This window comes from Burkholderia humptydooensis (assembly GCF_001513745.1).
Classification (GTDB): domain Bacteria; phylum Pseudomonadota; class Gammaproteobacteria; order Burkholderiales; family Burkholderiaceae; genus Burkholderia; species Burkholderia humptydooensis.
Genome location: NZ_CP013380.1, coordinates 3,355,319 through 3,380,917 on the forward strand (window position 1 = coordinate 3,355,319; position 25,599 = coordinate 3,380,917).

The 25,599-nt window shown below is 69.2% G+C and carries 22 protein-coding genes; 8 read left to right on the forward strand and 14 right to left on the reverse strand.

Features of this window, described 5'->3' with window-relative positions; genetic code table 11:
- Position 1 precedes the first annotated feature (1 nt).
- On the reverse strand, positions 2-778 hold the full coding sequence (locus AQ610_RS15005) for an L-iditol 2-dehydrogenase (protein ID WP_006024734.1): 777 nt from the start codon (positions 776-778) through the stop codon (positions 2-4).
- Between the two features lie 273 nt (positions 779-1,051).
- Here AQ610_RS15005 and AQ610_RS15010 point away from each other — a divergent pair, with 273 nt between their 5' ends.
- The 4 genes from AQ610_RS15010 (at position 1,052) to AQ610_RS15025 (ending at position 4,352) form a co-directional block, all read left to right on the forward strand.
- Positions 1,052-1,516, forward strand: a complete 465-nt coding sequence (locus AQ610_RS15010; protein ID WP_006024733.1) for a Fur family transcriptional regulator — start codon at positions 1,052-1,054, stop codon at positions 1,514-1,516.
- A 143-nt stretch (positions 1,517-1,659) separates the two neighbouring features.
- Entirely contained in the window at positions 1,660-2,649 is a 990-nt protein-coding gene (locus AQ610_RS15015; protein WP_006024732.1) for a metal ABC transporter solute-binding protein, Zn/Mn family, read from the forward strand.
- Between the two features lie 34 nt (positions 2,650-2,683).
- Entirely contained in the window at positions 2,684-3,568 is an 885-nt protein-coding gene (locus AQ610_RS15020; protein ID WP_006024731.1) for an ABC transporter ATP-binding protein, read from the forward strand.
- Positions 3,561-4,352, forward strand: a complete 792-nt coding sequence (locus AQ610_RS15025; protein WP_006024730.1) for a metal ABC transporter permease — start codon at positions 3,561-3,563, stop codon at positions 4,350-4,352. Before AQ610_RS15020 ends, AQ610_RS15025 begins: the two co-directional genes overlap by 8 nt.
- Before the next feature lie 87 nt (positions 4,353-4,439).
- Here the strand turns inward: AQ610_RS15025 and fghA are convergent, their stop codons facing one another.
- Both fghA and AQ610_RS15035 read right to left on the reverse strand, forming a co-directional pair.
- Complete coding sequence (fghA, locus tag AQ610_RS15030; RefSeq protein WP_006024729.1) at positions 4,440-5,300, reverse strand: S-formylglutathione hydrolase; 861 nt, start codon at positions 5,298-5,300, stop codon at positions 4,440-4,442.
- Between the two features lie 13 nt (positions 5,301-5,313).
- The gene (locus tag AQ610_RS15035) at positions 5,314-6,420 is read right to left on the reverse strand and encodes an S-(hydroxymethyl)glutathione dehydrogenase/class III alcohol dehydrogenase (protein WP_006024728.1); all 1,107 of its coding nucleotides are present in this window, start codon (positions 6,418-6,420) and stop codon (positions 5,314-5,316) included.
- A gap of 203 nt (positions 6,421-6,623) precedes the next feature.
- On the opposite strand from AQ610_RS15035, the gene AQ610_RS15040 reads away from it, so the two are divergent.
- Positions 6,624-7,658 (forward strand): GlxA family transcriptional regulator, encoded by a 1,035-nt coding sequence (locus AQ610_RS15040; protein WP_006024727.1) that lies wholly within the window; start codon positions 6,624-6,626, stop codon positions 7,656-7,658.
- Between the two features lie 63 nt (positions 7,659-7,721).
- Here the strand turns inward: AQ610_RS15040 and AQ610_RS15045 are convergent, their stop codons facing one another.
- On the reverse strand, positions 7,722-9,146 hold the full coding sequence (locus tag AQ610_RS15045; protein WP_006024726.1) for a xylulokinase: 1,425 nt from the start codon (positions 9,144-9,146) through the stop codon (positions 7,722-7,724).
- Between the two features lie 401 nt (positions 9,147-9,547).
- Between AQ610_RS15045 and AQ610_RS15050 the strand changes: the two genes are divergently transcribed.
- The gene (locus tag AQ610_RS15050; protein WP_006024725.1) at positions 9,548-10,921 is read left to right on the forward strand and encodes a nucleobase:cation symporter-2 family protein; all 1,374 of its coding nucleotides are present in this window, start codon (positions 9,548-9,550) and stop codon (positions 10,919-10,921) included.
- 214 nt (positions 10,922-11,135) lie between these two features.
- Here the strand turns inward: AQ610_RS15050 and oprB are convergent, their stop codons facing one another.
- From oprB to AQ610_RS33725, 4 genes are read right to left on the reverse strand one after another with little or no spacing between them, the layout of a single operon-like run.
- A complete protein-coding gene (gene oprB / locus AQ610_RS15055; protein ID WP_045554869.1) occupies positions 11,136-12,677 on the reverse strand; it encodes an efflux RND transporter outer membrane subunit OprB in 1,542 nt (513 codons plus the stop codon).
- A gap of 3 nt (positions 12,678-12,680) precedes the next feature.
- Complete coding sequence (gene bpeB, locus AQ610_RS15060; RefSeq protein WP_006024723.1) at positions 12,681-15,881, reverse strand: efflux RND transporter permease BpeB; 3,201 nt, start codon at positions 15,879-15,881, stop codon at positions 12,681-12,683.
- A 15-nt stretch (positions 15,882-15,896) separates the two neighbouring features.
- Positions 15,897-17,141, reverse strand: coding sequence for an efflux RND transporter periplasmic adaptor BpeA (gene bpeA, locus AQ610_RS15065; protein WP_043282033.1), 1,245 nt, complete (start codon positions 17,139-17,141; stop codon positions 15,897-15,899).
- Between the two features lie 19 nt (positions 17,142-17,160).
- A complete protein-coding gene (locus tag AQ610_RS33725; protein WP_009911389.1) occupies positions 17,161-17,307 on the reverse strand; it encodes a hypothetical protein in 147 nt (48 codons plus the stop codon).
- Between the two features lie 243 nt (positions 17,308-17,550).
- Here AQ610_RS33725 and bpeR point away from each other — a divergent pair, with 243 nt between their 5' ends.
- Positions 17,551-18,186, forward strand: a complete 636-nt coding sequence (gene bpeR, locus AQ610_RS15070; protein WP_006024721.1) for a TetR family transcriptional regulator BpeR — start codon at positions 17,551-17,553, stop codon at positions 18,184-18,186.
- A gap of 126 nt (positions 18,187-18,312) precedes the next feature.
- On the opposite strand, the gene AQ610_RS15075 is transcribed toward bpeR, so the two are convergent.
- The 6 genes from AQ610_RS15075 to AQ610_RS15100 form a co-directional block, all read right to left on the reverse strand.
- On the reverse strand, positions 18,313-19,044 hold the full coding sequence (locus tag AQ610_RS15075; protein WP_006024720.1) for an SRPBCC family protein: 732 nt from the start codon (positions 19,042-19,044) through the stop codon (positions 18,313-18,315).
- A gap of 27 nt (positions 19,045-19,071) precedes the next feature.
- On the reverse strand, positions 19,072-19,431 hold the full coding sequence (locus AQ610_RS15080) for a DUF427 domain-containing protein (RefSeq protein ID WP_006024719.1): 360 nt from the start codon (positions 19,429-19,431) through the stop codon (positions 19,072-19,074).
- Positions 19,432-19,558: 127 nt separating this feature from the next.
- Positions 19,559-19,981 (reverse strand): carboxypeptidase-like regulatory domain-containing protein, encoded by a 423-nt coding sequence (locus tag AQ610_RS15085; protein ID WP_006024718.1) that lies wholly within the window; start codon positions 19,979-19,981, stop codon positions 19,559-19,561.
- A 130-nt stretch (positions 19,982-20,111) separates the two neighbouring features.
- Positions 20,112-21,602, reverse strand: coding sequence for a DegQ family serine endoprotease (locus AQ610_RS15090; RefSeq protein WP_043282032.1), 1,491 nt, complete (start codon positions 21,600-21,602; stop codon positions 20,112-20,114).
- A 146-nt stretch (positions 21,603-21,748) separates the two neighbouring features.
- Complete coding sequence (locus tag AQ610_RS15095) at positions 21,749-23,062, reverse strand: ATP-binding protein (protein ID WP_043282031.1); 1,314 nt, start codon at positions 23,060-23,062, stop codon at positions 21,749-21,751.
- A gap of 3 nt (positions 23,063-23,065) precedes the next feature.
- A complete protein-coding gene (locus AQ610_RS15100; RefSeq protein WP_006024715.1) occupies positions 23,066-23,728 on the reverse strand; it encodes a response regulator in 663 nt (220 codons plus the stop codon).
- A 185-nt stretch (positions 23,729-23,913) separates the two neighbouring features.
- Here AQ610_RS15100 and dacB point away from each other — a divergent pair, with 185 nt between their 5' ends.
- On the forward strand, positions 23,914-25,452 hold the full coding sequence (gene dacB, locus AQ610_RS15105) for a D-alanyl-D-alanine carboxypeptidase/D-alanyl-D-alanine endopeptidase (RefSeq protein WP_006024714.1): 1,539 nt from the start codon (positions 23,914-23,916) through the stop codon (positions 25,450-25,452).
- The last annotated feature ends 147 nt before the right edge of the window (positions 25,453-25,599 follow it).

A 25,599-nucleotide genomic window follows, 5' to 3' on the forward strand; every position in this document is an offset into this window, starting at 1 on the left:
GTCAGCTCATCCAGTTGCCGCCGTCGACGTTCAGCGTCTGGGCGGTGATGTAGTCGGCGTCCGCCGACGCGAGAAAGAGCGCGGCGCCCGTCAGATCGTCGGGCACGCCCATCCGGCCGAGCGGCACCGCTTCGCCGACGAGCCGCTTCTTCTCGCCGAGCGGCCGGTTCTCGTAGCGGGCGAAGAGGGCATCGACCTGCTCCCACATCGGCGTGTCGACGACGCCCGGCGCGATGCCGTTCACGTTGATCCCGTGCTTGGCGAGCGCGAGCGCGGCCGACTGCGTATAGCTCAGCACCGCGGCCTTCGTCGCGCAGTAGTGCGACACGAGCGCCTCGCCGCGGCGTCCCGCCTGCGACGACATGTTGATGATCTTGCCGCCGCGCCCCTGCTCGACCATCCGCTGCGCGACCGCCTGCATCAGGAAGAACATGCCCTTCACGTTGACGGCGAACAGGCGGTCGAACACGTCCCACGATTCGTCGAGGAGCGGGCGCATATCGAAGAGCGCCGCGTTGTTGAACAGGATGTCGACGCCGCCGAAGCGCTCGACGGCGGTGGCGACGATGCGCGCGATGTCGTCGCGGCGCGTGACGTCCGCCGACACGGCGATCGCGCGCTCGGCATGCGCGCCGATGAGCCGCGCGAGCGCGCCGTCGGCCGGTTTCAGATCGACGAGGACGCAGCGCGCGCCCTCCTCCAGATAGCGTCGCGCCACCGCTTCGCCGATACCGCTTGCCGCGCCCGTCAGGATCGCGACCTTCTGCTGCAGTCTCACTGGTGTCTCCGATTCGTTATACGTTGTGCCGCCGGCCGTGGAATCGAGCGTTCGCTCACAGTCCGATCATTTGCTCTATACGTGAACGAATGATCGACCACGAAACCGGCACTGTCAAGGCGGGAAATCGGTGTTTCGATGATGCGCCGCCGCATTGCGATCCCGGGCGGAGCGCGCGGGACAAGGGCGACGGGCAAGGCGGGCGGCACGGGGATGCAGCGCGGCCAGATACGTTATATCATCACGCCATCTCCCCGCCGACCGGTTCGCACGATGGCCTCGACCCACTCCCTCGCCGCCCGCCTTTCCCGCGCCGACGCGTTCGCCGCCGAGCACGGCCTCGCGTGGACGCCGCTGCGCCGCCAGGTCTACGAGCGCGTGCTCGCCGCCGGCCGGCCGATCGGCGCGTACGATCTGCTCGCCGAACTCGAGCCGCAGCGCGGCCGCGTGCCGCCGACGACCGTCTACCGCGCGCTCGAATTTCTCGTCGAGCACGGCTTCATCCACCGGATCGAATCGAAGAACGCGTTCATCGCGTGCTGCGAGATCGGCAAGCCGCACGAAGGGCAATTCCTGATCTGCGAGGAATGCGGCGACACCGTCGAGATTCCCGGCGGCGATCTCGCGAAGCAACTGTCGTCGAGCGCGCCCGCGCACGGCTTCGAGGTGCATCGGCAAGTCGTCGAGCTGACCGGCCTGTGCGGACAGTGCAAGACGAAGCACGCGCACCACGGCTGAACCCGCCCGCCGCGCTTTCCGGCCGCGGGGCGGCTCGCCCGGTTGGTCACCGGGCTGGCCGCCTGACCGAGCGGCCGGCCGCTTTTCCCGGCTTTTGCTTTTTCCGGCCTTTCATTCCGTCAACCGAATCGAGGATCAACCACATGTCCCTTGCCGCCACGTTGCGCGCGCCGCTGCGCAAGTTTGCCTCTTCGCCGGGCCCGGCGCACTCGTCGCGCTCCGCGCGCCCGGCGCTCGAGCTGCGCGCGTCGCCGCTGCTGCGCGCGGCGCGCACGCTCGCCGCCGGCGTCGCCGCGCTCGCGCTCACGGGCGCCGCGTTCGCGCAAAACGCGACGCTCAAGGTCGTCGCCGCCGAGAACTTCTACGGCGACGTCGCGAAGCAGATCGGCGGCGCGCGCGTCGCCGTGTCGAACATCCTCAGCAATCCCGATCAGGACCCGCATCTGTTCGAGGCGAGCCCGAAGGTCGCGCGCGAGCTGCAGCGCGCGGATCTCGTGATCTACAACGGCGCCGACTACGATCCGTGGATGGCGAAGCTCCTCGCCGCGTCGAAGAACGCGAAGCGCGCGACCGTCGTCGTCGCCGAGCTCGTCGGCAAGAAGGCGGGCGACAACCCGCACCTGTGGTACGACCCGGCGACGATGCCCGCCGCCGCGCGCGCGCTCGCCGCGGCGCTCGGCTCGGCGGACCCCGCGCACAAGGCCGAGTACGATGCGAATCTCTCGAAGTTCATCGCGTCGCTGAAGCCGATCGATGCGAAGGTGGCCGAGCTGCGCGCGCGCTACAAGGGCGCGCCCGTGACCGCGACGGAGCCCGTGTTCGGCTACATGGCCGACGCGATCGGGCTCGACATGCGCAACCAGCGCTTCCAGCTCGCGACGATGAACAGCACCGAGGCGAGCCCCGCCGACATCGCCGCGTTCGAGAACGACCTGAGGAAGCGCCAGGTGCGCGTGCTGATCTACAACAGCCAGGCGGTCGAGCCGATGACGAAGCGCATGCTCGGGCTCGCGCGGGACGCGCGCGTGCCGATCGTGAGCGTCACGGAGACACAGCCCGCCGGCAAGAGCTTCCAGCAATGGATGCTCGCGCAGCTCGACGCGCTCGCCGCCGCGCTCGGCGCGCGCCCGTAACGATGTTCGCGATGGCAACGACATGACCCACCCCATGCATGCGCTCGAACTCGATCGCGTGACGCTCGCGCTCGGCGGCCGCACGATCCTGCGCGACGTGAGCTTCGCCGTCGAGCCCGGCGAATTCGTCGGCGTGCTCGGGCCGAACGGCGCGGGCAAGACGACGCTGATGCGCGCCGTGCTCGGCCTCGTGCCCGCGCAGTCCGGCGCGATTCGCGTCGCGGGCGAGCCCGTGGCGCGCGGCAATCCGGCGATCGGCTACATGCCGCAGATCCGCAGCGCGCTCGCCGGGCGGCGCGTGCGCGGCCGCGACTTCGTCGCGATGGCGGCGGACGGCCACCGCTGGGGGCTGCCGCACGCGAGCGCCGCGGTCGCGGCCGACGTCGATCGCGTGCTCGATCTCGTCGACGCTGGCTCGCTCGCGAAACGGCCGCTGTCCGAACTCTCCGGCGGCGAGCGCCAGCGCCTCCTGCTCGCGCAGTGCCTGCTCGGCACGCCGAAGCTGCTGCTGCTCGACGAGCCGCTCATCAGCCTCGATCCGAACCATCAGCGCGGCGTCGTCGAGCTCGTGCGGCGCGTGCAGCGCGAGCTCGGCATCACCGTGCTGTTCTCCGCGCACGAGCTCAATCCGCTCCTGAACGCGCTCGACCGCGTGCTGTATCTCGGCAACGGCGTCGCGGCGCTCGGCACCGTCGACGAAGTGATCACGAAGCCCGTGCTGTCGCGCCTGTACGGCTCGCCGATCGACGTGATGCGCGTGAACGGGCGCATCTTCGTGATGTCCGGCGGCGTCGAAATCGAGAAGCACGATCACGGGCACGAGGACGAGCGCGACCACGGTCACGGACACGATCATGGCCACGCGCACGGTCACGGGCATGCGCATTCACACGGCGGCGGGCGCTCACACGATGTTTGAATACGAATTCATGATCAACGCGTTCGCGGCTGCGGGGATCGTCGCCGTGCTCGCGGGCATCGTCGGCTACTTCCTCGTGCTGCGCGGGCAGACGTTCGCTGGCCACGCACTGTCGCACGTTGGCTTCACCGGCGCGACGGGCGCGGTGCTGTTCGGGCTGTCGCCGATCTGGGGGATGCTCGGCTTCACGCTCGCCGCCGGCATCGGGATGGGCGCGCTCGGCGAGCGGCTCGCGGGCCGCGACGTCGCGATCGGCGTGATCCTGTCGGTCGCGCTCGGCTGCGGGCTGCTGTTCCTGCATTTCTACACGAGCTACGCGACGCAGGTCACGGCGCTGCTGTTCGGCAACGTGCTCGGCGTGAACCACGCCACGCTCGTCGTGCTCGCCGCGATCGGCGCGGTGAGCCTCGCCGCGCTGGCGGCGATCGCGCGGCCGCTCCTGTTCGCGTCGCTGCAGCCGGAGCTCGCGGAGGCGAAAGGCGTGTCGCTGCGGCTCGTGTCGATCCTGTTCCTGTCGATCTGCGCGCTCGCCGTCGCCGCGTGCACGCAGATCGTCGGCGTGCTGCTCGTGTTCACGCTGCTCGTCGGGCCGGCCGCCGCCGCGCAGAATCTCGCGACGCGGCTGTCGGCGGGCGTCTGGCTCGCGGCCGCGTTCGCGCTCGGCGAAGCATGGCTCGGCATCGCGCTCGCGTACTACACCGACTGGCCGACGAGCTTCTGGATCACCGCGCTGTCGGCGCTCGTCTACGGCGCGAGCCTCATGGGGAAACGGCATCACGCGTGAAGCATGACGCGCGGCGGCTCGCGAAGCGAGTCGCTCGATGTTCGGCGCGACGCGACACAACGCGCCGCGTCACGCGCGCTCACCGGCTCATCGGCCGAGCACGCGCGCGTGATGCTCGATGTGATCGGCGATGAACGTCGAGATGAAGTAGTAGCCGTGATCGTAGCCCGCGTGACGGCGCAGCGTGAGCGGCTGGCCCGCCGCGCGGCACGCGGCCTCGAACACGTCGGGGTTGAGCTGCGTCGGCAGGAACGGGTCGGCGAGCCCCTGATCGATCAGGATGCCTTCGGCGAACCGCTTCGCGTCGGCGCGCGCGACGAGCTCGCTCGCGTCGTACTGCTTCCACGCTTCGCGATCGCCGCCGAGATAGCCCGAAAACGCCTTCTCGCCCCACGGGCAGCGCGACGGCGCGGCGATCGGCGCGAACGCCGACACCGAGCGATACAGGTCCGGATGGCGCAGCGCGAGCACGAGCGCGCCGTGGCCGCCCATCGAGTGGCCGAAGATCCCGAGCCGCGCGCCGTCGATCGGCAGCTCGGCCGCGGCCACGCCGCGCAGCTCGTCGGCGACGTATGACTCCATCCGCCAGTGCGGCGACCACGGCGCCTCGGTCGCGTTCAGGTAGAAGCCCGCGCCGACGCCGAAATCCCACGCATCCGCCTCGCCCGGCACGAGCGCGCCGCGCGGGCTCGTATCGGGCGCGACGAGCGCGATGCCGTGCTGCGCGGCGAAGCGCTGCGCGCCCGCCTTGATCGCGAACGTCTCCTCGGTGCACGTGAGCCCCGCGAGATAGAACAGCGCCGGCACGCGGCCGTGCGCGGCCTGCGGCGGCAGGTACGCCGAGAACTTCATCGGCAATCCGATCGTCTTCGACGCGTGCCGATAGAAGCGCTGCTCGCCGCCGTGACACGCGTGCGACGAAACGAGTTCGAGCATCGTCGTCCCCATGCAAGACTCCTGATCAGTACAGCACGACCGAGCGGATCGACTCGCCCTTCTTCATCAGGTCGAAGCCGTCGTTGATCTTCTCGAGCGGCAGCGTGTGCGTGATCAGGTCGTCGATGTTGATCTTGCCTTCCATGTACCAGTCGACGATCTTCGGCACGTCGGTGCGCCCGCGCGCGCCGCCGAACGCGGAGCCCTTCCATTCGCGGCCCGTCACGAGCTGGAACGGCCGCGTGCTGATCTCCTCGCCCGCCGCCGCCACGCCGATGATGAACGACTGGCCCCAGCCCTTGTGCGTGCACTCGAGCGCCTGGCGCATCACCTTCACGTTGCCGATGCATTCGAACGAGTAGTCGGCGCCGCCGTCGGTGAGCTGCACAATGTGATCGACGACGTTCTCGACCTCGTTCGGGTCGATGAAGTGCGTCATGCCGAACTTCTTCGCGAGCGCGACGCGCTTCGGGTTGATGTCGACGCCGATGATCTTGTCCGCGCCCACCATCTTCGCGCCCTGGATCACGTTCAGGCCGATGCCGCCCAGGCCGAACACGACGACGTTCGCGCCCGCCTCGACCTTCGCCGAGTAGACGACCGCGCCCACGCCCGTCGTCACGCCGCAGCCGATGTAGCAGATCTTGTCGAACGGCGCGTCCTCGCGCACCTTCGCCACCGCGATCTCGGGGACGACGATGTAGTTCGAGAACGTCGACGTGCCCATGTAGTGGAAGATCGGCTTGCCGCCGATCGAGAAGCGCGACGTCGCGTCCGGCATCAGGCCGCGCCCTTGCGTCGCGCGGATCTTCTGGCACAGGTTCGTCTTGCGAGACAGGCAGAACTTGCACTCGCGGCATTCGGGCGTGTAGAGCGGAATCGCATGATCGCCCTTCTTCAGCGTGCCGACGCCCGGCCCGACATCGACGACGACGCCCGCGCCCTCGTGCCCGAGGATCGCCGGGAAGAGGCCTTCGGGGTCCGCACCCGACAGCGTGTAGTAATCGGTGTGGCAGATGCCGGTGGCCTTCACTTCGATCAGTACCTCGCCCGCGCGCGGTCCTTCGAGATCGACCTCTTCGATCGTCAGCGGTTCGCCCGCCTTCCAGGCGATCGCGGCTTTCGTCTTCATGCGTGTTCTCCGGAGAAGTCACAGGATGGAATATCGCCCAGTGTAGCCGCATGCGCGGCCGGCCCGGCGGCTGCGGCGCGGAAATTGGCAGGATTCGGCGGAAAGTTGTCAGGCTCGGGCGGCCGCGCCGGCGGCCGCTCGCGCCGCGCCGCGCCAAGTGGGTTAAGATCGGCGCGGTCTCGGCAAGTCGATGGTGAAGCGGCATGGCAGCGGAAATTTCCCCCCGGCATCGGACGACGACCGTCGACGTCGTGATCTATCCGGGATTCAAGGCAATCGAGGCCGTCGGCGTCATCAACGTGTTCGACTACGCGAATGCGCGGCTCGCCGCCGCCGGGCTCGCGCCCGTCTACGATCTTCAGATCGCCGCGCCCGCGAAGGGCCCGGTCAAGTCCGACACCCTCATCGTGCTCGAGGCGACAAAGGCGCTCGACACGCTCGCCGTGCCGGACACGGCGATCGTCGTCGGCGCGCGCGACATCGAGCGCGCGCTGCGCGACACGTCGATGCTCGTCGGATGGTGCCGCGACGTGTCGCGCCGCATCGGCCGGATGGTCGGGCTGTGCTCGGGCTGCTTCTTTCTCGCCGAGTCCGGCATGCTCGACGGCTGCCGCGCGACGACGCACTGGAGCGTTGCCCCCATGTTGCAGGCGCGCTATCCGGCGGTGAAGGTGGAGCCCGATGCGATCTTCGTCCGGGAAGGCAACGTGTGGACGTCGGCGGGCGTCACGGCCGGTCTCGATCTCGCGCTCGCGATGGTCGAGGAGGATCTCGGCCGCGAGATCGCGCTCGCCGTCGCGCGCGATCTCGTGATCTATCTGAGGCGGCCGGGCGGCCAGTCGCAGTTCAGCGTGTATCTGGCGAGCCAGATGACCGCGCACGCGTCGATCCGCGACGTCCAGGACTGGATCCTGAACTCGCTCGACGAGCGTCTGGGCATCGCGCAGCTCGCGAAGCGCGCCGCGATGAGCGAGCGCAACTTCGTCCGCGTGTTCGTGCGGGAGACCGGCTATCGCCCGGCCGAATTCATCGAAATCGCGCGGCTCGAAAAAGCGCGCCGCCTGCTCGAGCAGGAAACGCTGCCGCTGAAGACGGTCGCCGTGCGCAGCGGGTTTCATTCCGACGACCAGTTGCGGCGCGTATTCATGCGCCGCCTCGGCGTGACGCCCGGCGCGTATCGCGAGCGGTTCTCCGGCACCGGCGTGCGCGACGTGCCGGTGAGCGGCGACGCGGACTGACGCATTGGGCGCGGCGGCCATGCAACTCATGCGAAGCGCATCCCGCCGGCGCGGCGGACCGGCTCACCCGCCTGCGTCGAACCACCCTTCGGTCCGCCGATACAGGTCGATGAAACGCGCGTGGCGCGCGGCGAGCGCCGCATCGTGCGTCGGCGCGGCGACGCGCGTCGCGCCCGGCGCGAGCGCGGCGAGCTCCGCCGCGCGCCAGCGCCCCGCCGCGACGCCGCCGAGCAGCGCCGCGCCGCGCGCGGCGGCGTCCGCGCCGTCGACCGCGTGCAGCTCGACATCGAGCGCATCGGCAAGCAGTTGCCGCCAGCGCGGCTCGACCGAGCCGCCGCCCGCGAGCCGCAGCGTGCGCACGGGCGAGCCGTCCGCGCGAATCGCGTCGAGCCCCGCGCGCAACGCGAACGCGACGCCTTCGAACGCCGCGCGCATCAGCGCGCCGCGCGAATCGCCGAGCGACAGGCCGAGCCAGCCGCCGCGCGCGGCGGGATTCATCCACGGTGAGCGCTCGCCCGTCAGGTACGGCAGGAAGCTGATCCGCGGCGATGCGCTCGCGCCGAACGCGTCGTCGTATGCGGCGCGCCAATCCGGATAGACGAGCCAGCCGCGCGCCGATTCGAGCGCGATCCCGACGTTCTGCATCGCGGCCATCGTGTAATAGCGCGCGCCGCCCGCCGCGCGATAGCGGTGCAGGCCCGCGCGCGGCGCAGCGCCCTGCGCGGTCAGCACGACGATCTGCCCGCCCGTGCCCGTCGTGAGAAGCGCGTCGCCGTCATGCGCGAGGCCGCTGCCGAGCGCCGCGCACGGCGTGTCGCCCGCGCCCGTCGCGAGCGCGATTCCGGCTGGCAGGCCGAGCGCGCGCGCCGCGTCGGCCGACAGCGCGCCGCACCGCGCGTCCGACGCGCGCGGCGCCGCGAACAGCGCACGCGGCAAGCCGAGCGAGGCGATCAGCGCATCGTCCCAGTCGCCGTCCGGGCCGGCGAGCGCGGTCGCGCACGCATCGGACGGATCGCTCGCGAGGTCGCCGCCCAACGCCGCGCGCAGCCAGTCCTTCGGCTGCAGCGCCCAGCGCGCGGCGCGCAGCGTGTGCGGCTCGTGCGCGGCGAGCCACGCGAGCAACGGCCCCGCCATGCCGGGCGACACCGGATTCGGCGACGCGGGCCAGCGTGCGACGAGCGCGGTCGCGCGCGCATCGGGCCACAGCATCGCGGGCCGCAGCGCGCGTCCCGACGCGTCGGCCAGCACGACGCCATGCATCTGCCCCGAAAAGCCGATCGCGCGCACCTGCGCGCGTTCCTGCCCGGACAGCCGCATCGCGGCGTCGACGAGCGCGCGCCACCATATGTCGACGTCGATCTCCGCCCAGCCGGGCTGCGGCGTCGCCACCGCATACGCGGCGCCCGATGACGCGCACACGCGGCCGTCGCCGTCGACGATCGCGAGCTTGAGGGACCCGGTCCCCAGATCGATGCCGAGAAATCGCATAACGGAACATGGATTCGAATGAGCCGACGCCGATGATACCCGTGCGGGCCGCCGATGCTCGCGCGCGCCGCGCGCATGGCCCTGATTCCTGGCCGAAGCGGCTGCACAGGGGGTAAACCCGCTGCGCTTTTCGCGCATCGCGCACGGCCACTATGCCGATACGACGATACAGACCATAAACCAGACGATATTTGGCGGCGTCGACCGATCAATTTTGGCTGGCGATAAAACGGCATCACTCACCCGCTCGCGCAGGCCCCCGAGATGAACACATCGCTCCAGCATGCCCGGCGCGCATATCGACGCAGCGAAGCACGGAATAGAAACCCGCGCTCTTGTTGCGATTCGTCAATGCGCATAACGTTGAACCACCGTCAAAACAAGATCATGGAGTGAGACAAATGCAATCGAACACGGTCCATCCGTGCGACGAGGTATTGCCGTCCGGCAAGCTGCTGACGCTCGGGCTGCAGCACGTTCTCGTCATGTATGCGGGCGCCGTCGCGGTGCCGCTCATCGTCGGCGGCGCGCTCAAGCTGCCGAAAGACCAGATTGCATTCCTCATCAGCGCGGACCTGTTCGCGTGCGGAATCGCGACGCTGATCCAGACGCTCGGCGTGTGGATCTTCGGCATCCGCCTGCCCGTCATCATGGGCTGCACGTTCGCGGCCGTCGGCCCGATGATCGCGATCGGCACGAATCCCGGCCTCGGCATCCTCGACATCTTCGGCTCGACGATCGCCGCGGGCGCGATCGGCATCGTGCTCGCGCCGATGATCGGCAGGCTGTTGCGGTTCTTTCCGCCCGTCGTCGTCGGCACCGTGATCTCGGTGATCGGGCTGTCGCTGATGGAGGTCGGCATCAACTGGGCGGCGGGCGGCGTCGGCAATCCGAACTACGGCGACCCCGTCTATCTCGGCCTGTCGTTCATCGTGCTCGCGCTGATCCTCGTCATCAACAAGTTCGGCCGCGGCTTCGTCGCGAACATCTCGGTGCTGCTCGGCATGGTCGCGGGCTTCGCGATCGCGTTCGCCGCGGGCCGCGTGAACACCGACGGCGTGGCGGCAGCGCCGTGGGTCGGCTTCGTCGCGCCTTTCCATTTCGGACTCCCGCATTTCGATCCGCTGTCGATCGCGACGATGGTGATCGTGATGTTCGTCACGTTCATCGAATCGACCGGGATGTTCCTCGCGGTCGGCGACATGGTCGAGCGCCCGGTCGATCAGGAGACGCTCGTGCGCGGGCTGCGCGTCGACGGGCTCGGCACGCTGATCGGCGGCATCTTCAATTCGTTTCCGCACACGTCGTTCTCGCAGAACGTCGGGTTGATCGGCGTGACGGGCGTGAAGAGCCGCTTCGTCTGCGCGACGGGCGGCATGATCCTCGTGCTGCTCGGGCTCTTTCCGAAGATGGCGCAGCTCGTCGCGTCGGTGCCTCCGTTCGTGCTCGGCGGCGCGGGCATCGTGATGTTCGGGATGGTGGCCGCGAATGGCGTGAAGGTGCTGTCGAAGGTCGACTTCGTGCGCAACCACCACAACCTGTTCATCGTCGCGGTGAGCATCGGCCTCGGGCTCGTGCCCGTCGTGTCGCCGAACTTCTTCTCGAAGCTCCCCGCCGCGCTCGCGCCGATCCTCCATAGCGGGATCCTGCTCGCGTCGGTATCGGCCGTCGTGCTCAATCTGGTGTTCAACGGCATGAAGGGCGAGAAGGACGCACGCTGCGACATTCGCCGCGCGGGGCACGACTTCGACGGGCGGCCGGTCGATCTGCATTGAGCCGCCATCGCGCGGCGCGGCCGAAGCGGCATCGCATCATGGAACCGACACGACGCCGGCCGGAACCGACAGCCACACCCCAACAAAAACCCCGCGCTCCGAAGAACGCGGGGTTCTTGTTGGTGCGTCGCGATGCGGCGAATCCGCGGCCGATCGCGTGCCGCGCGACGAACGAATCGGCTGCCTTCGTCCGGCGCGCGGCGCCGGCGAACGCTCAGCCGGCCGCCGGCGCGCTGGCTGCCGCAGCCGGCGTCGCCGACGCCGGCGCGGCCGCCTTGCCGTAGTCGACGGGCGCATCGGCCGGGCGCGGCGTCTCGCCCGCGCGCTCGATCCAGCCGCCGCCCAGCGCGCGATACAGATCGACGAGGTTCGTCCAGCGCGCGAGCCGCGCGCTGATCAGTTGCTGCTGCGCCGAGTACAGATCCGTCTGCGCGGTCAGCACCGACAGATAGCTGTCGACGCCGTTCTTGTAGCGCAGGTCCGACAGATCGTAGCGGCGCTGCTGCGCATGCTCGTTGCGCTCGAGCGCCGCGATCTGCTGATCGTACGTGCCGCGCGCGGCGAGCCCGTCCGACACCTCGCGGAACGCGCTCTGGATCGCCTTCTCGTAGTTCGCGATCTCGATGCGCTTCTGCACGTGCGCGAGATCGAGGTTCGCGATGTTCTGCCCGCCTTCGAAGATCGGCAGCGCGATGCTCGGCGCGAACGACCACGCCGCCGTGCCCGCCTTGAACAGGCCGCCGAGCGTCGGGCTCGCGGTGCCGAACGCGCCCGTGAGCGAGATCTTCGGGAAGAACGCCGCGCGCGCCGCGCCGATGTTCGCGTTCGCCGCGCGCAGCGTCTGCTCGGCCTGCATGATGTCGGGGCGCCGCGTCAGCAGATCGGACGGCAGCCCGGCCGGGATGTCCGTCAGCAGGTTCTGCGCGTTCAGCGGCAGGCCGGCCGGCAGATCGTCGGGCAGCGGCTCGCCGATCAGCAGCACGAGCGCGTTGAGCGCCTGCGCCCGCGCGCGCGCCTGCGCCTGCTGGTTCGCGAGCGCCGTCTCGACGACCGTCTGCGCCTGCCGCAGATCGAGCTCCGAGCCGGTGCCGTTGTCGAACTGCAGCTTCGTCAGGTCGTACGACGCGCGCGCCGTCTTCAGCGTGTTCTGCGTGATCTGCAGCAGGTCGTTGGTCGACAGCAGCGTCAGATACTGATCGGCGACTTGCGCGACGAGCGAGATCTCCGCCGCCTTGCGCGCCTGCGCGGTCGCGAAGTATTGCGCGAGCGCCTGGTCCTTCAGGCTCTGCACGCGGCCGAACAGGTCGAGCTCCCACGACGCGGACACGCCGACGTTGTAGGTCCGCGTGATGAGCGGCTGGCCCGTCGTCGACACGCCGGCCGGATAGCGCTGGATCGTGCCCGTGCCGGTGCCGTCGAGCGTCGGGAACAGGCCCGCGCGCGTGATCTGATACTGCGCGCGGGACGCCTCGACGTTCAGCACCGAGACGCGCAAATCGCGGTTGTTCTTCAGCGCGGTCTCGATCAGCCGCTGCAGGCGCGGATCGACGAAGAACTCGCGCCAGCCGATGTCGACGGCCGACTGGCCGTTCGCGCTGCGCGCGCCGGACGCGGCGCCCGGCTGCGCGGCGTAGACGCCGTCGGTCGGGAACGCGCCCGACACCGGCGCGGCCGGACGCTCGTAGCGCGGCGCGAGCGTGCAGCCCGCGGCGAGCAGGGCGACTGCGAGTGCAGTCAAAGCATGTTTTCGCTTCATCTGTTAATCCTTCTTGCCGGCGTCGTCGCCGTGCTCCGGCTTTTCGTCACGGTGCATGTGCTCGTGCGCGAGGCGCAGCGCTTCGTCGACGTCTTCCTTCTCGCCGCTGAACACGGCCCGCACCTTCACGAAGAACATCGGGATCATGAAGATCGCGAGGAACGTCGCGGTGATCATCCCGCCGATCACGCCGGTGCCGATCGCGTGCTGGCTCGCCGAGCCGGCGCCGTTGCTGATCGCGAGCGGCAGCACGCCGAGAATGAACGCGAGCGACGTCATCAGGATCGGACGCAGCCGCAGCCGCGCCGCCTCGAGCGCCGCCTCGATCGGCCCCATCTTCTCCGTCCGCTGCAGCTCGCGCGCGAACTCGACGATCAGAATCGCATTCTTCGCGGACAGACCCACCGTCGTCAACAGACCGACCTGGAAGAACACATCGTTCTCGAGCCCGCGCAGCGTCGCCGCGAGCAGCGCGCCGATCACGCCGAGCGGCACGACCATGATCACCGAGAACGGGATCGACCAGCTTTCATACAGCGCGGCGAGACACAGGAACACGACGAGGATCGAGATCGCGTACAGGATCGGCGCCTGCGAGCCCGACTGGATTTCCTGGAACGACAGCCCCGTCCACGAATAGCCGATGCCCGTCGGCAGCTTCTTCGCGAGCGCTTCCATCGCCGTCATCGCCTGGCCGGTCGACTTGCCCGGCGCGGCCTGGCCCTGGATTTCCATCGCCGAGATGCCGTTGTAGCGCTCGAGCTTCGGCGAGCCGTAGGTCCAGTGGCCGGTCGCGAACGCCGAGAACGGCACCATCCCGCCCGAGCCGTTGCGCACGTACCAGATGTTCATGTCCTCAGGCGTCATCCGGAACGGCGCGTCGGACTGCACGTACACCTTCTTGATCCGGCCGTCGGTGTCGAGGAAGTTGTTCACGTACTTCGACGCCCACGCGATCGAGAACGTCTGGTCGATCGCATCCGCGGTCACGCCGAGCGCGTTCGCCTTCTCGCGATCGATGTCGACCTTGTACTGCGGCGTGTCGTTCAGCCCGTTCGGACGCACGCCTTGCAGCGTCGGGTCCTTCGCGGCCATCCCGAGCAACTGGTTGCGCGCGGCCATCAGCGCGTCGTGGCCGAGACCCGCGCTGTCGGTCAGCTCGAAGTCGAAGCCGGCCGCCGTGCCGAGTTCGGGAATCGACGGCGGGTTGAACGGAATCACGAGCGCGTCCTTGTAGCCCGCGTAGCGTCCGAACATCCGGCCGATCAGCGCCTGCACCTTCTGGTTCGCGCTCTGCCGCTGCGAGTAGTCCTTCAGCTTGACGAACACGAGGCCCGAGTTCTGGCCGCGGCCCGCGAAGCTGAAGCCGTTCACCGTGAACGCGGATTCGACGATGTCCTTTTCCTGCTTGAGCAGGTAGTCGGAAATGTTCGCGAGCGTGCGCGCGGTCGTCTCCTGCGTCGAGCCCGACGGCGTCTGGACGATCACGAACATCAGGCCCTGGTCCTCGTCGGGCAGGAACGACTTCGGCAGGCGCACGAACAGCAGGCCGACCGCGACGATCACCGCGAGATAGATGATGAGCCAGCGGCCCGAGCGCTTGATCACGTGGTGGACGCCGACGTGGTACTTGTCGCGGCTCGAGTTGAAGGTCCGGTTGAACCAGCCGAAGAAGCCCTTCTTCTCCTCGTGATGCCCTTGCGGAATCGGCTTGAGGATCGTCGCGCACAGCGCCGGCGTCAGAATCAACGCGACGAGCACGGAGAGCACCATCGCCGACACGATCGTCAGCGAGAACTGACGATAGATCGCGCCGACCGAGCCGCCGGAGAACGCCACCGGCACGAACACCGCCGACAGCACGAGCGCGACGCCGACGAGCGCGCCCGTGATCTGGCCCATCGCCTTGCGCGTCGCTTCCTTCGGCGGCAGGCCCTCTTCCGCCATCACCCGCTCGACGTTCTCGACCACGACGATCGCGTCGTCGACGAGCAGACCGATCGCGAGCACGAGACCGAACATCGACAGCACGTTGATCGAGAAGCCGACCATCGACATGATCGCGAACGTGCCGAGCAGCACGACGGGCACCGCGATCGTCGGGATGATCGTCGCCCGCAGGTTCTGCAGGAACAGATACATCACGAGGAACACGAGGACGATACCCTCGAGCAGCGTCTTCACCACTTCCTCGATCGACAGGCGCACGAACGGCGTCGTGTCGTAGGGGTACTTGACGACGAGGCCGTGCGGGAAGTACGTCGACATCTCGTCGATCTTCGCGCGCACCGCCTTCGCGGTCGCGAGCGCGTTCGCGTTGGTCGCGAGCTGGATGCCGAGCGCCGCGGTCGGCTGGCCGTTGTACTTCGTGTCGAAGTTGTACGTCTCGCCGCCGAGGCCGATCTGCGCGACGTCCTTCAGCCGCACCTGCGAGCCGTCCTGGTTCACCTTCAGCAGGATGTTGCCGAACTGCTCGGGCGTCTGCAGCAGCGTCGCCTCGGTGATCGTCGCCTGCAGCACGGTGCCCGGCACGGCCGGCGTGCCGCCCAGTTGGCCGCCCGCGATCTGCACGTTCTGCGCGGAGATCGCGGTCGTCACGTCGACCGGCGTGAGCCCGTAGTTCGTGAGCTTCGTCGGGTCGAGCCAGATCCGCATCGCGTACTGCGAGCCGAACAGCGTGACGGTGCCGACGCCGTTGATCCGGCTGATCGGGTCCTTCACGTGCGACGCGACGTAGTTCGCGAGGTCGTACTTGTTCATGCTGCCGTCTTCGGAGTTGAAGGCGAGCACGAGCAGGAAGCTGCTGCTCGACTTCGTCACCGACAGGCCGAGCTGCTGCACCACCTGCGGCAGGATCGGCGTCGCGAGCGACAGCTTGTTCTGCACCTGGACCTGCGCGATGTCCGGGTTCGTACCCGGCGCGAACGTGATCGTGATCGTCGCGTTGCCCGAATCGTCACTCGTCGACGACATGTACAGGAAGTTGTCGAGACCGCTCATCTGCTGCTCGATCACCTGCGTGACGGTGTCCTCGACGGTTTTCGCCGAAGCGCCCGGATAGTTCGCGGTGATCTGGATCGACGGCGGCGCGATCGTCGGATACTGGGCGATCGGCAGCGTGAAGATCGCCGCGACGCCAGCCAGCATCAGGATGATGGCGATCACCCACGCGAAGATCGGGCGATCGATAAAAAACTTTGCCATGAAGCAGGCCCCCTGTTATTGCGCGCTCGACGCGGCGGCGGCGCTCGACGGCGCGGCGCCCGACGCGGCCTGGGCAGGCGATGTGCCCGCAGGCGCGGCGCCCGGCGCGCCGGCCGCCGCGGCCGGCAGTTGCGCCTCGGCGGCCTTCACGCTCATCCCCGGGCGCACCTTGTCGATGCCCTGCACGATCACGCGGTCGCCCGCCTGCAGGCCGCCTTCGACGACCCAGTTCTGGCCCTGCGTGCCGCTCGTGGTGAGCACGCGCGGCGCGACCTTGCCCTTGCCGTCGACGATCATCGCGATCGCCTGGCCCTTCGGATCGTGCGAGACGCCGATCTGCGGGACGAGGAACGCGTTGTCGTTGACGCCCTCTTCGATGCGCGCGCGCACGAACATGCCCGGCAGCAGCACGCGCTGCTTGTTCGGGAAGATCGCGCGAATCGTGACCGAGCCCGTCGTCTGGTCGACGGTGACGTCGCTGAACTGCAGCTTGCCCGGCTCCGAGTACGGCTTGCCGTCCTCGAGGATCAGCGTGACCTTCGCCGCGCCCGGGCCTTCCGTCTTGATGCGCCCGCTCTGGATGTCCTGGCGCAGCTTCAGGCCGTCGAGGCTCGACTGCGTGAGGTCGACGTAGACCGGATCGAGCTGCTGGACGGTCGACATCAGCGTCGCCTGGCTCGCCTGCACGTACGCGCCCGGCGTGACCTGCGAGATGCCGACGCGGCCCGTGATCGGCGAGACCACGTCCGTATAGCCGAGGTTGATCTGCGCGGTCTCGACCGCGGCCCTGCCGGCGCCGACGTCGGCGGCCGCCTGCCCTTGCGCGGCGACCGCGTCGTCGTACTGCTGCTTGCTGACCGCGTTCGCGGCGACGAGCACCTTGTAGCGCGCGACGAGCGCGTTCTGCGTCGCGAGGTTCGCCTGCGCCTTCGCGAGCGTCGCCTTCGCGCTGTTCAGTTGCGCGACGTACGGCGCGGGATCGATCTTGTAGAGACGCTGGCCGGCCTTGACGTCGCTGCCTTCCGTGAACTCACGCCGCAACACGATGCCGTCGACCCGCGCGCGCACCTGCGCGACCAGATACGCGCTCGTGCGGCCCGGCAGTTCGGAGACGACCGGCACGGCTTGCGGCTGGACGGTGACCACGCCGACTTCGAGCGTTTGAGGGGGCGGAGCCGATTCTTTTTTTCCGCACGCGGCCAGGAAAACGGCAGCCGTCGCGACAGTGATTAAGCGGTATGGAACCCGTTCGACGCGCATGGAGCGACCTCGTTTGTAACTAGATGAAATAAGTGCCGGCCTCGGGGACACAACACGAACGCGCCTTGCGGCGCGGATCGGACAACTGGATTGCTTGACTGCGAATACAACAGCGGCACGCGACTGCCGTGCCGGGATGCCGCCGCGCGCAGCACGCGCGGAACAACAATGAGGAGGGAAATCAGCAGAGACGGATATTAACTGATTGCCTCGAAGGCCATTCGGCCGTAAGCTGGCATTGTATATACATTCACGAATGTATGTAAAAGTCCTTCGTGCGCTGCACAATTTCTTACACATTACCAAGGTTTACAGCGGTGACGCCGAGCGTGCGACCCCGGTGCGGCGCTTATGATGCAACCCTGTTATTCACGCAATGACCTCGATCTTGCACACAATGAGCTGTTGAATGGCCAGACGCACGAAGGAGGAAGCGCTCGCGACGCGCGACCGCATTCTCGACGCCGCCGAGCACGTCTTCTTCGAGAAAGGCGTGTCGCACACGTCGCTCTCCGACATCGCCCAGCACGCGGGCGTCACGCGCGGCGCGATCTATTGGCACTTCGCGAGCAAGAGCGAGCTCTTCGACGCAATGTTCGACCGCGTGCTGCTGCCGATCGACGAACTGAAGGCCGGCACGGGCGAGCCGCACGCGGACCCGCTCGGACGGATTCGCGAGATCCTGATCTGGTGCCTGCTCGGCGCCGCGCGCGATCCGCAGTTGCGGCGCGTGTTCAGCATCCTGTTCATGAAGTGCGAGTACGTCGCGGACATGGGGCCGCTCCTGCAGCGCAACCGCGAAGGGATGCGCGACGCGCTGCGCAACATCGAGGCGGATCTCGCGCAGGGCGTAGCGAACGGCCAGTTGCCGGCCGATCTCGACACGTGGCGCGCGACGCTGATGCTGCATACGCTCGTCAGCGGCTTCGTGCGCGACATGCTGATGCTGCCGGGCGAGATCGACGCGGAGCGGCATGCGGAAAAGCTCGTCGACGGCTGCTTCGACATGCTGCGCACGAGCCCCGCGATGCGCAAGGACGATTGAGCGCGGAGCGACGAAGGGGCCGCGCGCGCAGAGCCCGCGCGTTCGCGGCAATCAGGCGGGAACGGATGCGAGGAAAAAGGCGGACGCGCGCCGTTCGGGGCGGCGCAGCGGCGGGAGTCGCGCGGCTCAGCCGCCGTTGAACCAGCGCGCCGCGTACAGCAGCAGCGCGACGAAAAAGATCATCGCGGCCCACGCCCAGAGCGGCACCGGGTTCGATTCGCGATGATGCAGCGCGCTCGCCGCGCGCCCCGTCAGCGCGCCGCCCAGGTGCTGCGCGTGCGCGCGGCGCGCGATGCCGGCGGCGAACGCCGCGGGCCGCAGGAACACGTGCTGCCGCTGCGGCGCGCCATCGCGCACGCGGTTCGGCGCGAGCCCGTGCTTCGCCTGCACGACCGCGCAGAATTCGGTGAAGAAATCGTCGGCAAGCTCATGCAGCGCGTTCCGGATCTGACGCCCCGGCAGCTCGGCGAGCGGGCCGGAGGCCGTCGCCCACACCGCGTATTCGATCCGCGTCGCCGGTGCGCCGCGGCTTGCGCCCCGCTCGTCGTCGGCGGGCGCGAGCACGACGTCGATCTGGCCGCGCAGCGCGCCGATGCCGTCCGCTCGGGCCCGGAAGTTCAGTGTGCGCCTCGTGTGCTCGGGCTCGTCGCGGCGCTCGCTGACGACGTGCGCGCGCACGTCGTAGCGCGCACGCAGCGGACCGAGCGGCACCGTCAGCGCGAGCGCGTATTCACCGCGCGCGAGCCGCGAAAACGACTCGCAGTGATCGAGGCTCGCGCGCACGAGCGCGAGATCCTGCAGCGCATCCCAGACGACGGACGGCGCGAGCGGAATGTACAACGCGTCGTTCAGTTCCATGATCGCCTCCCCCGAAGAACCGCCGCGTCAGGACGTCACGTCGATGCGGTCGACGCGCGCGGCATCGAACGCGACATACTGCCGGATCGCGTCCGTGATCCCGGACGGCTCCTCGTAACTCCACGCGGCGTTCTCGATCACGCCGTCTTCGGTATGCAGATGGAAATAGGTTGCCGGCCCCTTGTGCGCGCAGTGCGCGACACGGCCGGACGGCACGAGCCGCGACATGTTGACGTCGTTGCGCGGCAGATACTGGACGTCGGGCGCGCCCGATTCCTTCAGCGTGTAGGCGGCAAGCGAATCGGCATAGGTGATCCCCCGATGGATCACGCGAACGCGATGGCGGTTCGGCACGATTTCGATGCGATGGCCTGCGGCGTCGGACATCGGTTTCCCCTACGGCCGCTGCGCGCACGCGCCGGCCGAAAATAAGCATGGCCGCGGCGAAACGCCGCTTGTTATCGCATTATCGGCCAAACCGCCGCAAATTGCGCGGCGTCATCGCCGCAGCAGGTCACTGCGCCTTCCACGAGAACGCCGCCTTCGTGCCGCCCTTCGCCGGCACCGTGACCGCGTGGGTCTGCTCGCTGCCGTTGTAGCTCGCATGCACGGTGTAGCGCCCCGGCTTCAGCCTGACGAGCATGTAGGGGCCGCGCGCATCGGTCTTCAGCACTTCGCCGCCTTGCGCGTCGAGCACGGACACGTGCACGTCGGACAGATACTCGCCGCCCGCGCCCGTGAAACGCAGCGCGAGCGGCCAACTGCCTTCGCTGCGCTGGAACGCGGTGGACTCGTCGAGCCCCACGCCGCCCGACACGAAGCCGACGTCGCCTTGGTGCTGCACGTCGGGCAGGCCGGGCTGCGCGCTCGCGACGCCCGCGAGGCCGAAGGCCAGCGCCGCCGCGATCAGGTATCTGGAAACGCTTTGCTGTCGCATGATTCGCTCCTTGAATCCGCCAGCCGAAGCCGGAGGCCCCGCAGGACCGCCGGCGAAGACGACGGCCGTCATGCCGCCTGCGCGCCTTGCCGCCGCGCCGGCCGGCCCGTCGCGCCGGGCCCGACCCGGCTCAGCCCAGATCGACCGGCACGAAAATCTGGGCGTCGTCGCGCTGGATCAGCAACGCAAGGCTGTTGCCCGCGCGCTTGACCGCATCGCGCAATTGTTCCGCGCTCGTGACGGGCCGCCCGTTCACCGCGAGGATCACGTCGCCCGGCTGGATGCCCGCGCTCGCGGCGGGGCCCGTCGACTGCTGGACGACAAGGCCGTGCGTGAGCGACGAGCCGTTGCGCTCGCGCGGCGAAAGCGGCCGCACCGCGACGCCGAGACGCCCCTGCTCGACGGGCCCGTCGACGCCTGCCTTCGCCTGGTCGTCGGTCAGCGACGCGAGCGTCACCGACACCGTCTTCTTCGACCTGTCTCGCCAGATCTGCAGATCGGCCTTCGTGCCCGGCTTCATGCCCGCGATCTGCGCGGGCAGCATCGTCGAATCCTGAACCGGCACGCCGTCGACGCCGAGAATCACGTCGCCCGGCTGCAGCCCCGCCTTCGCGGCCGGCCCCTTCGGATCGACCGAGCTGACGAGCGCGCCGTCGGGCTTCTGCAAGCCGAACGAGCTCGCGAGCGTCTGGTTGAGCCCCTGCACGGCGACGCCGAGCCGGCCGCGGCTCACGTGGCCCGTCTTCACGAGCTCGTCCTTCACCTTCATCGCCTCGTTGATCGGGATCGCGAACGACAGGCCCTGGAAGCCGCCCGTCTGCGAGTAGATCATCGAGTTGATGCCGATCACCTCGCCGTTCAGGTTGAAGAGCGGACCGCCCGAGTTGCCGGGGTTCACCGGCACGTCGGTCTGAATGAACGGCGTGTAGTTCTCGTCGGGCAACGCGCGCGACTTCGCGCTGATGATGCCCGACGTGACCGTGTTGTCGAACCCGTAAGGCGAGCCGATCGCGACGACCCACTGGCCGACCTTGCTCTGCGCCGGATCGCCGATCTTCACGGTCGGCAGGCCCGACGCGTCGATCTTCAGCACCGCGACGTCGGACTGCTTGTCGGTGCCGATGACCTTCGCCTTGTACTCGCGCTTGTCGGTGAGCTTCACGGTGACGACGTTCGCGCCGTCGATCACGTGCGCGTTGGTCAGGATATACCCGTCCGCGCTGATGATGAACCCGGAGCCCAGGCTCGTGCTCGGCTGGTCGTCCGGCTGCGGCTGGCGGCCGCCGCCCATCCCGGGGATCTGCCCGTAGAAATGTCGGAAGAACTGATAGAACGGATCGTCCGGGTCGATCGGCAATTGTTGCGGCGCCGCACGACGCTGCGCGGCGCGCTGCACGACGTGCTTCGCGCTGATGTTCACGACGGCCGGCCCGTAGGTCTCGACCAGCCCGGAAAAGTCGGGAATGCCAGTCTTCGCGGCCGCCTCGGCCGGCATCAGCGCGGCGACGGCCGGCGTGATGACCTGCGGCTCCGCATGGCGGGTGCCCGCCACATACCCCGCCGACAACGCCGCGGCGACGGCCACGGCAACTGCGCCACGCGCAAGGATTCGGGTAGTCATCGATCGTTCTCCTCGTCTAACGGTTCGAAGCGTAACGACCCTGACTTAAAGCAGGCTTAATCGGCTTCGGGAACCATTGAACGAATGAAGCAAGCGAGGGGCCCGCGCCAGGGCGCACGCGGCCGCATGCCGCCGTACGCGTGCCGTCAAGCGCCGCCCGAGCACGGCAGCGAGACGCTGACGAGGAGCCCGCCCGCCGCCGCCTCGCCGAGCGTCACGGTCGCGCGCTGCTGCGCGGCCACCCGCTTGACGATCGCGAGGCCGAGGCCGCTGCCCGCGACGTCGGTGCGCGCCCGCGCGGACGTGTCGCGGTAGAAGCGGTCGAACACGCGCTCGCGCTCGGCGGCCGGAATGCCGGGGCCGCTGTCGCCGATCTGCACGCATGCGCGCGCGCCGCCGCGCGCGAGCGACACGTCGATGCGCCCGCCCGCCGGCGTGTACTTCACCGCGTTGTCGAGCAGGTTGTTGAACATCACGCGCAGCGCGGCGGGATCGGCGTCCACGCTCGCGTCCTCGAGCTGCTCGAAGCCGAGGTCGATGTCGCGCCGCTGCGCGAGCGGCGCGTGCGCGGCGACGCACTCCTCGACGATCGCGCGCAGATCGACGCGCTCGCGCACCGTCGCGTCGCCGGGCTCCGCGCGCGCGAGCGCGAGCAGTTGCTCGGCGAGACGCGTCGCGCGCGTGACGCCGCTTTGCAGATCGACGATCGCCTCGCGGCGCGACACGTCGTCCTGCGCGCGCGCGACGAGCTGCGCCTGGATCTGCACGGCGGCAAGCGGCGTGCGCAACTCGTGGGCGGCGTCCGCGACGAACGCCTTTTGCGTGTCGAGCGCGGCCGAGAGCCGCGCGAGCAGCCCGTTGAGCGCGTGCACGAGCGGGCGCACTTCGAGCGGCAGCGGCGAATCGGGCAGCGGGTCGAGCGCGTCGGGCCGGCGCGCCTCGACCGCGCGCGTCATGCGCGAGAGCGGCGCGAGCCCGCGCCCGACGATCATCCAGACGGCCGCGCCGAGAAACGGCAGCAGCACGATGAGCGGCCAGAGCGTGCGCAGCGCGACGCTCGCGGCGAGCCGGTTGCGCACCGACAGCGGCTGCGCGAGCTGCACGACGTTGTCGCCGACGATCGCGCCGTACACGCGCCACGCGCCGCGCTCGGTGCGCTCGGTCGAGAAGCCGAGCTCCGCGCGCGGCGCGATCGGCGCGCGCGGATGCGAGAAATACATCAGCACGCCGTTGCGGTTCCAGATCTGGATCACGATCCCTTCGTCGCCGTTCGTCTGCGAGCCGAGCACCTGCGAGAACGGCTCGGACGGCAGCGCGGCCGCGATCTGCTGCAACTGGTAGTCGAACAGCTCGTTCGCGGCGGCGAGCGCCTGCCGATAGATCATCCAGCCGGCGAGCCCCACCCCGGCCACGACGATCGCGAGCAGCCAGATCAGCAATTGATGGCGAATCGACCTCACGCGCTACGCTTCCTTCACGACCATGTAGCCGAGGCCGCGGACGTTGCGGATCAGGTCCGAGCCGAGCTTCTTGCGCAGCGCGTGGATATAGACTTCGACGGTGTTGCTGCCGATCTCCTCGCCCCAGCCGTACATCTTCTCTTCGAGCTGGCTCTTCGACAGCACCGCGCCCGGTCGCGCGAGCAGCGCTTCCAGCAGCGCGAATTCGCGCGCCGACAGCGCGACGGGCGCACCGCCGAGCGTCACCTGGTGCGACGCCGGATCGAGCGTCAGCGTGCCGTGCCGGATCAGCGATTCGCTGCGCCCCGACTGGCGGCGGATCAGCGCGCGCATCCGCGCGGCGAGCTCGTCGAGATCGAACGGCTTGACGAGATAGTCGTCGGCGCCGGCGTCGAGGCCCTTCACGCGATCGGCCACCGCGTCGCGCGCGGTCAGGATCAGCACCGGCAGCGCGAGCCCGCGCGCGCGCAGCGTGCGCAGCACGTCGATGCCGTCGCGCTTGGGCAGCCCGAGATCGAGCAGCAGCAGATCGTACGCCTCGCCGCCGAGCGCGGTGAGCGCCGCATCGCCGTCCTGCACCCAGTCGACCGCGCAGCCGTCGGCCTTCAGCGCCTTGCGCACCCCTTCGGCGATCATCCGATCGTCTTCAACCAGCAATATCCGCATCCTGAAAAACGTCCGTCGCATGCGTTCGAGATGGCGGACATTGTAGCGCCGCCGCGCGCGCGAACGGACCTTCGGCCGATTTCGGCGCTGCTCGCGCGCCGTTTTCTCTACAATGTGCGGCTTGGCACCGCGCGCCGCCCGCGCACGCCCATTGCTCACGTCGCCTTCCGCTCCCGTATTCGTCGATGAATCACAACGCCTCCCGCTACGCCGCCTCGCCACGTCCGACCGGTCCCGCCGCCCGCGCGCCGCGCGCGCTCCTGCGCGGCGCGATGCTCGCCGCGGCGTGCGCCGCGCTCGCGTTCGCCGCGCCCGCCGACGCCCGCAGGAAGCCGAAGCCGCCGCGCTATCCGGCGGCGGTGTCGGCCGCGCGCAACGTGCTGCCCGCGTCGGTGCTCGTCGCGCTGCAGCGCGCGCGCGTGCCGGCGTCGAGCCTGAGCGTCGCCGTCGAGCGGATCGGCGATCGCACGCCCGTCGTCGCATGGAACGCGAGCCGGCCAATGCAGCCCGCATCGACGATGAAGCTCGTGACGACCTACGCGGGGCTGTCGCTGCTCGGCGCCGACTATCGCTGGCGCACGAGCGCGTATGCGGACGGCGACGTCGACGAGAACGGCACGCTGCACGGCACGCTGTACGTGAAGGGCACGGGCGATCCGAAGCTCGTGCCCGAGGAACTGATCGACCTCGTCAACAAGATCCGCCGCGCGGGGATCGTCAACGTGGACGGCGCGCTCGTGCTCGACAAGACCTTCTTCGCGCCCGAGACGCGCGACCTGCCGCCGCTCGACGACGACGCGAGCGCGCCGTACAACGTCGGCCCCGATCCGCTTCTCTACGCGTTCAAGGCGCTGTCGTTCACGGTGACGCCGACCGACAACGGCGCGGTCGCGGTCGACGTCGTGCCGCCGCTCGCGAACCTGAGCGTCGACAACCAGCTCGTCGAAGGACAAGGCTCGTGCGGCTCGGCGCGACCGACGCTCGCGACCGACGCGAACGGCGAGCTCACCGCGTCGTTCACGGGCGACTATCCGCCGAGCTGCGGCCCGACGACGACCAATCTCGCGGTGCTGAACCATTCCGCGTTCTTCGCGCGCGGCTTCCTCGCGCTGTGGCGCCAGACGGGCGGCTTGTTCTCGGGGACGATCGCCGAGGGCAAGGTGCCGGGCCGCGCGCGGCCGGTGGCGTCGCACCACGGCCCGGTGCTGTCGAGCGTCGTGCACGACATCAACAAGTTCAGCAACAACGTGATGGCGCGCAACCTGTTCCTCACGATCGGCGCGGTCGAGCACCAGCCGCCCGCGACGCCCGCTCAGTCGGCGGACACGATCCGCGCGTTCCTCGCGAAAAGCGGGCTGCCGATCGACGGGCTCGCGCTCGAGAACGGCTCCGGGCTCTCGCGCGACGAGCGCGTGAGCGCGCTGTCGCTTGCCGACATGCTGCAGGCGGCGAACGCGAGCCCCGTCGCGCAGGCGTTCGTCGATTCGCTGCCGGTCGCGGGCGTCGACGGCACGATGAAGAACCGGCTGACGAACGCGCCCGTCGGCGGCAACGCGCACATCAAGACGGGCACGCTGCGCGACGTGCGTGCGATCGCGGGCTACGTCGCGTCGGCGGACGGGTCGAGCTACGTCGTCGTCAGCTTCATCAACGACGACCGCGCGGCGGCCGCGCGCGCGGCGCACGACGCGCTGCTCGAATGGGTGTACGAAGGGCCGCACTGATTCGCGTCCGGCACGCACGGCGGCGGCGCGGCCTTCGCGCGGCCGCGCGCGGACCGGAACCGATTCCGCCCCCGCCGTTTTCCTCGCCGTTTTCCTCGCTGTTTTCCGGCCATGTTCCACGCGGACGTCCGTCCCCGTGGGTTTCGC